This is a genomic window from Flavobacterium quisquiliarum (assembly GCF_019308285.1).
Lineage (GTDB): Bacteria > Bacteroidota > Bacteroidia > Flavobacteriales > Flavobacteriaceae > Flavobacterium > Flavobacterium quisquiliarum.
The window spans coordinates 135,758-148,669 of the sequence record NZ_WWEM01000020.1 but is presented as its reverse complement, the minus strand read 5'-3'; the positions used below and the strand labels follow the sequence as shown (position 1 = coordinate 148,669).

The following is a 12,912-nucleotide window of genomic DNA, read 5'->3' as shown; positions in this document are numbered from 1 at the left end:
TGGAACCGCATAAAGGCGTTTCACTTGCATTAATTCACATAGTTCTATGTTTTAGAAACTAGTTTCTTTCTATTCTCTTTCAAGAAACAAAAAAATCTATGTTTCTATGTGTTTTAAAAAAATTATTCTATTTCAATCAACGCCTTAATCACATTATTTTTAGGGTCAATCAAATTCCCAAAATCAGTAATCATTTCATCAAAACTAGTTCTGTGCGTAATGTATTTCTTCGGATCGATTTTTCCTTCTTTCAAACATTTCATTACATATTCGAAATCTTCAATTGTAGCATTTCTGCTGCTCATTAAAGTTGATTCTCTTTTGTGGAAATCAGGATGACTGAAATTCAATTCTCCTTTTTGAAGTCCAACCAAAACAAATCTTCCGCCATGCGAAATATAATTAAAAGCACTGTTCATCACTTTCTGATTTCCAGTTGCATCAATTACCACATTCGCCATATCTCCGTTGGTTAATTCCGCTAATTTTTGAGCAACATCATCGTTCAACGGATTAATCGTTTCATCTGCTTGTAATTGTTCTTTACAGAAATTCAATCTGTAATCGTTAATATCCATTACGATTACTTTTGCACCCGCAATTTTAGCAAACTGAATCAAACCAATTCCAATTGGTCCTGCTCCCATTACCAAAACAGTATCTGTTGGTTTAACAGCAGCTCTTCTTACTCCGTGTGCTGCAATTGCTAATGGCTCAACCAAAGCCAATTCATCATAATCTAAACCTTGACCGTGCAATAAATATTGTTCCGGAATCGACACATATTCAGCCATTCCGCCATCAATATGAACGCCGAAAACTTTAATATTTACACAGCAATTTGTTAGTCCGTTTCTACAAGCCACACATTTTCCGCAGTTGAAATACGGAATAAAAGTTACCTTATCACCTGGTTTAAAACCTTCTGCATTTCCTTTTACATATTCAGCTGCTAATTCGTGACCTAAAATTCTTGGATATTCAAAATAAGGCTGAGTCCCACCAAAAGCATGGATATCAGTTCCACAGATTCCGATTCTTTTAATTTTCAATAAAACTTCACCTTCTTTTGGTTCCGGAATACTGGTTTCTTTTAGTAAAAATTCCTGCGGTTTTTCGCAAACTATATATTTCATTTTATACTTTCTTAATTTTTATTTTTGATATGCTACAGCCTTTTGTTTACTTGTTCCTAAACCTTCAATTCCTAATTCAACAACATCGCCAGCTTTAATATAAATCGGATCTGGTTTAATTCCTAAACCAACTCCCGGAGGCGTTCCTGTACTGATAATATCACCCGGAAGCAAAGTCATAAACTGACTTAAATAATGTACCAAATAAGGAATCTTGAAAACTAGATTTAGTGTATTACTATCTTGGTATTTTTTACCGTTTACCGTCAGCCACATCTTTAAATTGTCCACATCTGCGACTTCATCTTTTGTAGCCAAAAATGGTCCAAGAGGCGCAAAAGTGTCACTCCCTTTTCCTTTTGCCCATTGTCCTCCACGCTCTAATTGAAAAGCTCTTTCGCTATAATCATTCAATAAAGCGTAACCCGCAACATAATCTAAAGCTTCTGCTTCTTCAACATAACTTGCTTTTTTGCCCACGATAAAAGCCAATTCTACTTCCCAGTCTGTTTTTTCACTATTTTTTGGAATAATCAAATCATCGTCTGGACCACATAACGAAGTAGTAGATTTGAAGAAAATAATAGGTTCTGTTGGAATCGGAGCGTTTGTTTCTTTGCAGTGATCAATATAATTCAATCCAATGCAGATAATTTTTGAAGGACGAGCCACCGGTGAACCTAAACGTATTGAAGCATCTACTTCTGGCAAAGTTGGATTGCTTTCTAATGCTTTTTGTAATTTTTCTAATCCGTTTTCTTCAAAGAAACTTTCGTTAAAATCGGTTACAATCGAAGAAACATCATATCTCTTTTCTCCAATCAAAACTCCTGGTTTCTCTTTTCCGATTTCTCCGAAACGTATTAATTTCATAATCGTATATTTTTAGTTGTTAGTTTATAATTTGTAGTTATTCTTCATTCATCAATTCAAAATTCTTCAAAAAGAACATAGCAAAATTAATAAATGTAAAAATCACAATTACAAAAATACTTTTTAAAAATTAATATCCGAGAGATATTTCGTTTTCCTATTCTTAAAATGACTAAACTTTAAATTTTTATAACATTTTTTAGATCGTTTGTAAAAATTATATCACTAATTATCGATTTATGTAAAAAAGATTTCTTAAAAAGAAAGGATTTCTTGTGCATTTAAATCTTATTTCTACTTTTGTAATTGTAAATTTTACATTTATTATTTCAATCGATTTCACTACTCAAAATTCCTATATCCAAATGATAAAATTAAAAGGCATAACTTGGAACCATACAAGAGGTTTGCTTCCAATGGTTGCTACATCGCAGCGTTTTACAGAATTACATCCTGATGTTGAAATTTCTTGGGAGAAAAGAAGTTTACAAGAATTTGCAGATGCTTCTATCGAAGACTTGGCCAAAAGGTTCGATTTATTGGTAATCGATCATCCTTGGACAGGTTTTGGGGCGCAGACCAAAGCGATTCTTCCGTTATCTGATTATTTATCAAACGAATATATTAAAGATCAAGAAAATAATACTGTTGGAAAATCGTACGAAAGTTATGTTTTTCATGATAAATTATGGGCGCTTCCAATCGACGCTGCAACTCCGGTTGCCTCTGCCCGCTTGGATCTTTTAGAAAAAAATAATTTAGAAGTTCCAAAAACTTATGACGATTTATTGGCTTTAGCGAAAAAAGGCTTAGTCGCTTTCGCTGGAATTCCGGTAGATGTTTTAATGAGTTTTTATATGTTTTGCTGTAGTTTGGGCGAAGCTCCTTTTCTTTCAGAAGAAAAAGTGATTTCTGAAACTACAGGAATCAAAGCACTTCAAATGTTTAGAGAACTGGCTCAGTTAATTGATCCAGCTAACTTTAATAGAAATCCTATACAAGTTTACGAAGCAATGGTTAATTCAGACGAAATTGCCTATTGCCCATTTGCTTACGGTTATTCTAATTATTCTCGTATTGGCTACAGCCAAAACCTTTTACATTTTTATGATTTAGTAAAACTGAATGATAATCCGATGATTTCTTCTTTGGGCGGCACTGGTTTAGCTGTTTCATCATTCGGCGAACATATGGAAACTGCCATAAAATATGCTGAATTTACGTGTTCATCGCAGGTTCAACAGAATATTTATACCGATAACGGAGGTCAGCCAGGTCATTTGCAAGCTTGGAAAAACGAGCGAATTAATGGTGTAACTCACGATTATTTCAAAAATACACTTCCTGCATTAGAGCGCGCTTTCCTTCGTCCGAGATATTATGGACATATGTATTTCCAAGATCATGCTGGAGATGTGGTTCGTAATTATTTGATGAATGGCGGAGATGAATTAAAAGTATTGGAAGAAATGAATTCGCTTTACGCGGAATCTCTAAAAATCCAGACCGTATGAGACCTTTAGAAGGATTAGTTGTCCTGGAATTCTGCCAGTTTTTAGCAGGACCTTCGGCTGGGTTAAAACTGGCTGATTTGGGTGCACGCGTCATCAAAATTGAGCGTCCTGTAAAAGGTGAAGCCTGCAGACAATTGAGCATAAAAGATTTATTTGTAGACGACAGCAGTTTACTATTTCATACGATTAACAGAAATAAAGAATCTTTTGCAGCCGATTTGAAAAATCCAGACGATTTGGTTTTGATTAAAAAACTAATCGAAAAGGCTGATATTATGACGCATAATTTTAGACCCGGAGTAATGGAAAAAATCGGTTTAGATTTTGAAAATGCTTTGGCTATTAATCCACAGATTATTTACGGAACCATTACAGGTTACGGAAATGAAGGTCCGTGGGCAAAAAAACCGGGACAAGATTTATTGTTACAATCGCTTTCCGGATTAAGCTGGTTAAGCGGACGCAAAAGTCAAGGCCCAGTTCCGTTTGGTTTGGCTGTAGCCGATTTAATGTGCGGGAATCATTTTGTACAAGGAATTTTGGCAGCACTTTTAAAAAGAGCCAAAACTAAAAAAGGAGTTTTGGTAGAAGTCAGTTTGCTGGAATCTATTTTGGATGTACAATTTGAAGCCATCACTTCTTTCTTAAATGATGGTGGACAACAACCGGAAAGAGGCGATATTAAAGGAAGTGCGCATGCTTTCTTAAGCGCTCCTTATGGCGTTTACCCAACTCAGGACGGTTATTTATCGCTGGCAATGGGCGATTTGATTTTTATTGGAAAAACATTAGGACTGGATTTAAACGCTTTCGCTGACAAACATCTTTGGTTTGAAAAAAGAGATGAAATCAGAACGATTTTGAGCGAAAGAATTCAAACCCAAACTTCTGATTATTGGATTGAAATATTGCAGAAAGAAGGTATTTGGTGCGGAAAAGTTTTCAATTACGAAGAACTGGACAATCAGCCTTTTGTAACTGAATTACAGCTAAAACAAACCGTAAAAAATAGTGAAGGCGAAACTTTGGTAACCACCAGAAGTCCGATTCAGTTAGACGGTGAAATTTTATTAAGCGAAAAAGCCGCTCCAAAAGTAGGACAAGATAATTTAGTAATACATAAAGAGTTTATTCAACAATAAGCTAAAATTTATTATTCATCAGTTTAGATTAAAATCTGCCTAATCTGCTTTAATCTAAATAAATCTGCGTGACAAAATTTATACGCAAAAAAAGTATTTCGCGCAGATTTAAAATGATTTGAGCAGATCAAATTAGATTTTTAATTGTTGAATAAAACGATTAAACAAATAAACCATAATAAACGGTTAAACAGAAAAAATGAAACCATTAGAAGATTATTTAATTATAGATTTCAGTCAGTTTCTTTCGGGGCCGTCAGCGAGTTTGCGTTTGGCAGATTTGGGAGCGCGCGTAATAAAAATTGAAAAACCGGGAACGGGAGATATCTGCCGTACTTTATATACTTCTGATTTGATTATGAACGGAGAATCGTCTGTTTTTCATACCATCAACAGAAACAAAGAATCTTTTGCCATTGATTTTAAACAGCCAGAGGAACTTCAAAAACTAAAAAAATTATTAGCCAAAGCTGATGTTGTGATGCATAATTTCAGACCCGGAGTAATGGAACGCATTGGTTTAAGTTATGATGACGTAAAAAGCATTAATCCAAATGTAATTTATGGGTCAATTTCAGGTTTTGGAGAACATCCTGATTTAAAGGATTTACCGGGACAAGACTTGCTTTTACAATCTTTAACCGCTTTAACTTGGCTGAGCGGTAATCAAGAAGATGGACCAGTTCCAATGGGATTGTCGATTGTAGATATGCTTGCCGGAGCTCATTTAGCGCAAGGAATTTTAGCTTCTTTATACCGAAAAGCAACTCATAATATTGGCGCACAAATTCAAGTCAGCATGCTAGAATCGGCATTTGATTTTCAGTTTGAAACGATTACCACTTTCTTTAATGATGGAGGCGAATTGCCTGTTCGAACTAAAACCAACAACGCACATGCTTATTTGGGCGCGCCATACGGAATTTATAAAACCAAAAATGGTTATTTAGCTCTTGCAATGGGATCGATTCCTGTTTTAGCTTCTTTGCTCCAATGTGATGCTTTATTGGCTTTCCCTGAAAATAAATTTACGCTTAGAGACGAAATCAAAAATATTCTTGCCGATCATCTGCAAACACAGGAAACAAAGTTTTGGTTAGATATTTTAGAACCAGCCGACATCTGGTGCGCAGGAGTTTTAAACTATCAACAGTTATTTGCAGAAGATGGATTTAAGGTTTTGGATTTTACACAGCAAGTCGAAATGTTGGATGGCTATACTTATAAAACAACACGCTGTCCGATAAAAATTGACGGCGAATATCTGACTTCTGGAAAAGGTTCTCCGAAACTGGGTCAGGACAACGAGAAAATTATTAAAGAATTTATTGACTGTTAATGGAAAAAATTAGAATCGCTGTTCGTAAATTCGATCCTTTCGAAAGTACACTTCAAAAGTTGTGGGATACTTTCTGTCTTCAAAACAACATAAAAATGGAAGCAGAAATGGTTGCCTTAGAACTTCATGATTTATATGAAACTACAATTTCAGAAAAAGGTCTAAAAGAAGGAAAATGGGATATTGCTCATATCAATACCGATTGGATTTTTGATGCAGCAAACGAAAATGCGGTTCTTAATTTATTTTCATTAATTGGAGAAAATCCACCAGAAAATTATCCTTTTGGATGGCATAAATCGCTTTTACATTTACAAAAGCTGAGTAACGGCATTTTCGGACTTCCATTTCACGATGGGCCTGAGTGTCTGATTTACCGAAAAGATTTATTCGAAAACGAAACAGAAAAAGAGAATTTTAAAAAACAGTTTGGTTACGAACTTGATACACCAAAAACATGGCAGGAATTCACAGAAATTGCCACATTCTTTAATCGTCCTGAACAAAATTTATACGGTGCTGTTTTTGCCAATTATCCAGACGGACATAATATGGTTTTTGATTTTTGTCTGCAATTATGGACACGTGGCGGTTCATTATTAAACAAAAAAAATCAGATTGATATTCATAATGAAGCAGCAATAAAAGCATTGGATTTTTATAGAAAAATGGTCAATGATGTAACTGCCGTTCATCCAAAATCGAGAGAATTTGGTTCAGTTGAAGCAGGTTTGGCTTTCGCCGAAGGACAAGCCGCAATGGCAATCAACTGGTTCGGATTTGCTTCTATGGCTGAAGTAATTGAAGAATCGAAAGTGAAAGGGAAAATTGATATCACTTCCCTCCCATCTGATCCTGGTCATAAAACGGCTTCTTTGAATGTATATTGGTTGTATACCATTGGTTCTGGGAGCAAACACAAAAAACTGGCTTATGATTTTTTACGATTTGCCACAACGCCGGAAAGTGATAAACTACTGACTACTGAAGGTGGTATCGGGTGCCGAAAATCAACTTGGAAAGACGAAGAAATCAATACTTTGATTCCATTTTATCATAAACTGGAAATGCTTCATGAAAATGCATTAACACTACCTCAAACACCAATCTGGCCAAAAGTAGCCGAATTAATTGACGGAGCAGTTTTAAAAGCGATTGAAACTGATATTTCATCAGGTATAATTTTAGAGGAAACTCAGAAAAAAATTAAAGAATTAAGTCAAGGAACAACATTACACAGCTCTGTCAAAAATTAAACTTGGCAGACTTCATTTCAAAATATAGAACAAATGAATATTCCCTATAAACCTTTACTTCCCCAAACAGAACAACCTATTGTGATTATCGGAGCGAGCGGTATTGTAAAAGATGCACATCTTCCCGCTTACGAAATGGCTGGTTTTAAAGTTTTTGGTATTACCAACAGAACGATTTCGAAAGCATACGATTTACAGAAACAATTCAAAATCGATCATGTTTTTGAAAGTGTTGCCGATGCGGTTAAAAATGCGCCTTCAAACGCGGTTTACGATATTACCGTTTTACCTGATCAATATATCGAAATTTTAGAACAATTACCCGACGGAGCTGCAGTTTTAATTCAGAAACCAATGGGAAATGATTTAGCTCAGGCTCGTGAAATTGTAGAAGTCTGCGAAAGAAAAAATTTGGTTGCTGCAATCAATTTCCAATTGCGTTTTGCTTCTTTTGTAAGTGCAGCCCGATATTTAATCGATCAGGGAATTATTGGTGAATTATACGATTTAGAATTTAAAGTTACTGTAAATACGCCTTGGGAATTGTTTCCTTTAATTAAAGAACATCCGAGATTGGAGATTCTTTTTCACAGTGTGCATTACATTGACTGCATTCGATCTTTTCTGGGAAATCCGAAAAGTGTATTGGCAAAAACAGCCAAACATCCGCTTAAAAAATTATCTTCAAGTCGATCTACAATTATTCTGGATTATGGCGAAGACAAACATGTTGTCATCAATACGAATCACGATCATCACTTTGGACCAAAACATGAAGAAAGTTATATCAAATGGGAAGGAACAAAAGGTGCTGTTAAAGCAAAAATGGGATTGTTAATGAACTATCCTGACGGTCTTCCTGACGTTTTTGAGTACGCGCTGCCAAAAAAAGATAATGAAAATGAATACGAATGGACAGAAGTAAAATTAGAAGGTTCTTGGTTTCCTGAAGCTTTTATTGGTGCAATGTCTAATCTAATGCGTTATAAAGAGGGTTCTGACTCAGTTTTATCTGCCAGCGTTCAGGATGTTTTAGGAACAATGAAAGTTGTAGAAGCTTGTTACGCGAGTAGTAAAAACGGTGGAATTTCTTTTGATGAAGTGTAATTAAAACACTATATTTCAAAACCAAAAAAAAACAAATTTCAGTCCATCTTAAAACAAATGTCTTTTAGCATTTGTTTGAAAGAGCTAGACCGATAAAAAATATCTAAAATATGTATTTTAAATCGACTTTTTTCGAAGATTATCAAATCGACGACAAACGAGTAACTTTAGGCAGAACCATTACAGAAACTGATTTTGTAGTTCACGCCGGACACACAGGGGATTTCTTCCCACATCACATGGACGAAGAATGGTGTAAAACGCAGCCATTCGGACAAAGAATTGCCCACGGAACCATGGTTTTTGCTATCGGAATCGGATTAACGGCTTCTGAAATAAATCCTGAAGCTTTTTCTAGAGGTTACGACAAGATGCGTTTTGTAAAACCCGTTCATATCGGCGACACCATCCATTCAGAAGTTACCATTTCTGAAAAAGGTGAAGCCAAAAATCCTGAAATGGGAACTGTAACAGAACACGTAGAAATCATTAACCAGCGCGGTGAAGTCGTTTTGGTATGTGATCACTTACTTTTGGTGAAGAAAAAATAATTTTTCTTGAAGTGACAAAGAGACAAAGTTGCAAAGTGACAGAGGTTTCTACACTTTGAACCTATAATTTTTTTGCCACTTGACCTTCAATAAAAAAACAACACCGAAGAGACATGAGTTTAAAAAAACTTTGAGCCTTTGTCTCTCTGTCACTTTGAACCTAAAAAATAACAAAAAACTATCTAAACAATGCAAATTACAAACCAAGCCGGCGATCAACATGAAGTGCCGACAGAAGGCGGAAAAGGAAATCAATATCTTTTGCCTTTTATTCTTGTTACCTGCCTATTTTTTCTTTGGGGAATGGCCCACAACTTAGATTCTGTTTTGATTCCGCATTTGAAAAAAGCTTGTGAATTGAATAATCGTCAATCTACTTTAATTGATACTTCTGTATTCTTTGCTTATTTTATCATGGCAATTCCTGCTGGAATGCTGATTAAAAGATTTGGCTATAAAAACAGTATTATAACAGGATTATTAGTTTTTGCTGCAGGAGCATTTTTATTTGTTCCAGCTGCTAATACCAGAACTTACGAATTGTTTCTATTTGCTTTATTCGTAATTGGATGTGGTTTGACCATTTTAGAAACTAGTGCCAATCCTTATGCAGCGATTTTAGGACCAGCGGAATCTTCTTCAAAAAGATTGAATTTAGCGGCTTCTTTCAACGGATTAGCAGCAATGGTTGCTCCAATAGTAGGTTCGTTATTTATTCTTTCAGGAACCAATCATACACCAGAACAAATGGCAGCAATGCCTGAGGCAGAAAAAGCGGCATATTTATTAGGCGAAGCGGCTTCTGTAAAAATGCCTTATATCGTTTTGGGAAGCATTTTGGTTTTGGTTGCTATTATATTTTACTTCGTACAATTGCCTTCAATGAAAGCAACTCATGCTGAAGCTGAAATTAAACCAGGATTTTTCTCTGTTTTAAAATTCAGACATTTAAGCTGGGGCGTTGTGGCTCAGTTTTTCTATGTTGGAGCACAGGTTTGTATTACAAGTTTCTTTATCCGTATTGCACAGCAAGGGGCTGGATTAGACGAAAAAACGGCTGGATATTATTTAGGAATTTATGGTTTCCTTTTTATGGCTGGACGTTTTATTGGAACATTCTTTTTACGTTTTGTAAAGGATTATGTTTTATTATCTATTTATTGTGTAATGAGCGCTGTTCTTTGTCTAGTTGCTATTTACGGTTCTGGAATTGTGGTTATTTACGCTCTTGGCGGAATCGGATTCTTTATGTCAATTATGTTCCCAACTATTTTCTCTTTAGGAATTAAAGGCTTAAAATCGAATACTGAAACGGGTTCTTCTTGGTTAGTAATGTCAATTGTCGGCGGTGCTATCATTCCGTACGGAATGGGAACTTTAATCGATATGAATCATGATGATATTCAGTCTGGATATATTATTCCGTTAGTTTGTTTCTTGATTATTCTTTCTTTTGGCGCTATTGGACATAAAGTTAAAACGGTTTCGGAATAGTTTTTAGCCACAAATTACACAAATTAGCACAAATTTATTTTAATATCAATTGCCTCCAGCTAAAGCTGGAGGTTTTTTGTTTAGTATAAATAAAACAACATACCTATAATAAAGCTCTGGAGGAGCGACACAATATCATTACAATACGTCCCCGTGGTTGAAACCACGGCTATGTTGAAATACATGATGATAAAATAATGATGTTATTTTTTATAAAATCAAAAAACGCCTCCAAAATTGGAGGCGTTTTCATTTAGTCATTTTAAGAATTAACGGTGTTTTCCGTTTCCGTGATCGTGGTTTTTGGAGTTGTTTTTTCCTTTATTACCTTTGTCGTTTCCGTAATGATTTCCATTGTTGCCTTTAGGTTTTTCTCCTCTGTTTTTCTGAGGTTTTCCGTGATAACCTTTTGGATAATCGGCTCTATGTTTCGTGTGATAGTAATAAGGAGAATCTCCTCTGTAATCAGTCAAAACTACTTTGTAACCTGAATACAAATCATAATTTCTATATCTTGACGGAAGTCTTTTTTCACGCATCCATTTTCCACCATTGTCGTAGATAAATACGCTTTGATTTACATCATAATATACATCGATATCTGGCAGGTAATAATATCTGCTGTCATCGTATCCTTGCGGTCCCCAATTTGGAGGTGTTCCAATATTTACATTGATTGACACTTGTGCTTGGGCGAAAAAAACACTCATAAAGAGTACTGAGGCGAATACTAATTTTTTCATGATCTTTAGTTTTAAATATTTATTTAGTAGATAAGAATCGAAATTAGTGCCAATATTTAAACTTATTGTATTCATTATACAGAAAGGTAAAACTAATCGACGAATAGTCCTTTTCAGCCGATATAGATTACAAAAAAAACGCCCCATTTCTGAGGCGTTTTATAGTCATGTTTTTATTTAAATTAAGTGATCATCAAATGATCTTGATCGTGGGAACTTAAAAGTATACTTTTATTTTAACCGTGTCAAATGTAAATCCAATTCTATAATAATTAATTATTTATTAGACGAAAGGTGCAGTATTTCCGACAAACGGTAATTTTTATAAATCAAAGGGATCTTATTTCCAACCTCCACCTAAAGCTCTATACAAATTAACTACAGCTTGAAGCTTTTGTAAGTTATCATTTATACCGCTTAATTGTGCAGCCAAAAGATTTTGTTCTGAAGTCAATACGTCTGTGTAGTTAGTTGCTGAACTGTATTCCAAAAGCTGTTGTGTGAAATCAACTGCTTTTTCTAAGGCTTCAATTTGTTTTTGTCTTGAATCTTCTTTTTCAACTGCCATTTCGTAAGAATATAACGCATTTGAAACTTCCTGTCCTGCCACTAAAAGGCTTTGCTGGAAATTATTGTATGCTTGCAATTGTTTTGACTGAGCCGTTGTCAATCTCATTTTATTCAATCCTTGATTAAAAATTGGCTGTGTTAAACCTCCAATAATGGAATAAAAGATAGAATTACTAAAAAAGTCTTTCAATTCCAAATTCGAAAATCCTGTACTTGCCGTAAGTGTCAGACTTGGATAAAAATAGGTTTTAGCCAAATTTGTAGCTTCAAAAGCTACTCTGAAATTAAATTCCGCTTGACGGACATCAGGACGGTTCTGCAATAACTGAGCTGGCATACCAAGTGCAATTTTTTCGGGGATAATTTGTGTTTCTAATTCTCCTCTATCAATCGGTCCAGGTGCCTGCCCTAACAAGATATTCAATGCATTCTCTGTTTCACGGATATCTTGTTTTAAATCTGGAATCAAAACTTCTGCTGCATGTTGGTTGGCTTCACTCTGCACAACCGCGGCTCCTGTAACAATTGCACCTTCTTTTAAAGCTTTAATTGTTTCAACGTTTTTGACACGGCTTTCTAAGGTTTCCTGCGTAATTTTAAGCGATTTATCATAAGCCAGCAGCATGAAATAATTATTCGCAATATCAGAAATCAATTGTGTTTGAATAGCTTGTTTTGCAGCATCGGTTGCTAAATAAGTTGCTAAGGCCGCTCTTTTAGAACTGCTTAATTTTCCCCATATATCAAGTTCCCACGAAGTACTTGCCCCTAATTTATAGGTTGTCGTTAGAGTATTGATATTGATTCCTGCTGGAAAGTTAAGTCCTGCTTGTGATTGCTTATTATGAGTAGCGCTTGCGTCCAATTGTAAAGTTGGATAATAAGCTAATTTGCTCTGACGCAGAGAAGCTCTTGCTTGTACAATATTTTCAATTGCATTTTTCAGATTCAGGTTTTGATCTAATCCCTTCTGAATTAATGCAATCAGTTTTTCATCTTTAAAAACACTCTGCCAAGGCATATCCGCAATTGTAGTCGAATCTGTTGAAGATTGGTCACGATACAACTGATCTGTTTTTAAGGTTGCGGGACGTTCGTATTTCTTGGTAACAGAGCACGCACTAATTAGTGCGGCTGTTATTACCAGTAAAATATATTTATTTGAACTATTCGTCATTTCTTTCTTA

Annotated in this window: 11 protein-coding genes; 7 read left to right on the top strand and 4 right to left on the bottom strand. The window is 35.2% G+C overall.

Annotation, left to right across the window (positions count from 1 at the left end):
• Positions 1 to 122 precede the first annotated feature (122 nt).
• Together GSY47_RS08765 and GSY47_RS08760 are read right to left on the bottom strand one after the other, a co-directional pair.
• Positions 123 to 1,136 carry a zinc-binding alcohol dehydrogenase family protein gene (locus tag GSY47_RS08765; protein WP_179005722.1) on the bottom strand — a complete coding sequence of 338 codons (1,014 nt, stop codon included), beginning with the start codon at positions 1,134 to 1,136 and terminating at the stop codon, positions 123 to 125.
• Positions 1,137 to 1,154: 18 nt separating this feature from the next.
• Complete coding sequence (locus GSY47_RS08760; protein ID WP_179005720.1) at positions 1,155 to 2,009, bottom strand: fumarylacetoacetate hydrolase family protein; 855 nt, start codon at positions 2,007 to 2,009, stop codon at positions 1,155 to 1,157.
• A gap of 365 nt (positions 2,010 to 2,374) precedes the next feature.
• Here GSY47_RS08760 and GSY47_RS08755 point away from each other — a divergent pair, with 365 nt between their 5' ends.
• The 7 genes from GSY47_RS08755 to fucP all read left to right on the top strand — a co-directional run bounded on the left by GSY47_RS08755 (position 2,375) and on the right by fucP (position 10,412).
• Positions 2,375 to 3,523, top strand: a complete 1,149-nt coding sequence (locus tag GSY47_RS08755; RefSeq protein WP_179005717.1) for an ABC transporter substrate-binding protein — start codon at positions 2,375 to 2,377, stop codon at positions 3,521 to 3,523.
• Entirely contained in the window at positions 3,520 to 4,665 is a 1,146-nt protein-coding gene (locus tag GSY47_RS08750) for a CaiB/BaiF CoA transferase family protein (protein WP_179005715.1), read from the top strand. Before GSY47_RS08755 ends, GSY47_RS08750 begins: the two co-directional genes overlap by 4 nt.
• 199 nt (positions 4,666 to 4,864) lie before the next feature.
• Positions 4,865 to 6,004 carry a CaiB/BaiF CoA transferase family protein gene (locus GSY47_RS08745; RefSeq protein WP_179005713.1) on the top strand — a complete coding sequence of 380 codons (1,140 nt, stop codon included), beginning with the start codon at positions 4,865 to 4,867 and terminating at the stop codon, positions 6,002 to 6,004.
• On the top strand, positions 6,004 to 7,260 hold the full coding sequence (locus tag GSY47_RS08740) for an extracellular solute-binding protein (protein WP_179005711.1): 1,257 nt from the start codon (positions 6,004 to 6,006) through the stop codon (positions 7,258 to 7,260). Before GSY47_RS08745 ends, GSY47_RS08740 begins: the two co-directional genes overlap by 1 nt.
• Before the next feature lie 33 nt (positions 7,261 to 7,293).
• Entirely contained in the window at positions 7,294 to 8,367 is a 1,074-nt protein-coding gene (locus GSY47_RS08735; RefSeq protein WP_219071239.1) for a Gfo/Idh/MocA family protein, read from the top strand.
• Between the two features lie 110 nt (positions 8,368 to 8,477).
• Positions 8,478 to 8,918, top strand: coding sequence for a MaoC/PaaZ C-terminal domain-containing protein (locus GSY47_RS08730; protein WP_091495590.1), 441 nt, complete (start codon positions 8,478 to 8,480; stop codon positions 8,916 to 8,918).
• A gap of 189 nt (positions 8,919 to 9,107) precedes the next feature.
• Positions 9,108 to 10,412 (top strand): L-fucose:H+ symporter permease, encoded by a 1,305-nt coding sequence (fucP, locus tag GSY47_RS08725; protein ID WP_179005708.1) that lies wholly within the window; start codon positions 9,108 to 9,110, stop codon positions 10,410 to 10,412.
• A gap of 269 nt (positions 10,413 to 10,681) precedes the next feature.
• Here the strand turns inward: fucP and GSY47_RS08720 are convergent, their stop codons facing one another.
• Positions 10,682 to 11,155: a hypothetical protein gene (locus tag GSY47_RS08720; RefSeq protein ID WP_179005705.1), complete on the bottom strand. Its 474-nt coding sequence runs from the start codon at positions 11,153 to 11,155 to the stop codon at positions 10,682 to 10,684.
• A gap of 340 nt (positions 11,156 to 11,495) precedes the next feature.
• Entirely contained in the window at positions 11,496 to 12,902 is a 1,407-nt protein-coding gene (locus GSY47_RS08715) for an efflux transporter outer membrane subunit (protein ID WP_179005703.1), read from the bottom strand.
• Positions 12,903 to 12,912: the final 10 nt, after the last annotated feature.

Coding starts and splice junctions, on each gene's coding strand:
- fucP (WP_179005708.1), top strand. CDS start 9,108: ATGCAAATTACAAACCAAGCCGGCGATCAACATGAAGTGCCGACAGAA.
- GSY47_RS08750 (WP_179005715.1), top strand. CDS start 3,520: ATGAGACCTTTAGAAGGATTAGTTGTCCTGGAATTCTGCCAGTTTTTA.
- GSY47_RS08740 (WP_179005711.1), top strand. CDS start 6,004: ATGGAAAAAATTAGAATCGCTGTTCGTAAATTCGATCCTTTCGAAAGT.
- GSY47_RS08760 (WP_179005720.1), bottom strand. CDS start 2,009: ATGAAATTAATACGTTTCGGAGAAATCGGAAAAGAGAAACCAGGAGTT.
- GSY47_RS08730 (WP_091495590.1), top strand. CDS start 8,478: ATGTATTTTAAATCGACTTTTTTCGAAGATTATCAAATCGACGACAAA.
- GSY47_RS08735 (WP_219071239.1), top strand. CDS start 7,294: ATGAATATTCCCTATAAACCTTTACTTCCCCAAACAGAACAACCTATT.
- GSY47_RS08745 (WP_179005713.1), top strand. CDS start 4,865: ATGAAACCATTAGAAGATTATTTAATTATAGATTTCAGTCAGTTTCTT.
- GSY47_RS08715 (WP_179005703.1), bottom strand. CDS start 12,902: ATGACGAATAGTTCAAATAAATATATTTTACTGGTAATAACAGCCGCA.
- GSY47_RS08765 (WP_179005722.1), bottom strand. CDS start 1,136: ATGAAATATATAGTTTGCGAAAAACCGCAGGAATTTTTACTAAAAGAA.
- GSY47_RS08755 (WP_179005717.1), top strand. CDS start 2,375: ATGATAAAATTAAAAGGCATAACTTGGAACCATACAAGAGGTTTGCTT.
- GSY47_RS08720 (WP_179005705.1), bottom strand. CDS start 11,155: ATGAAAAAATTAGTATTCGCCTCAGTACTCTTTATGAGTGTTTTTTTC.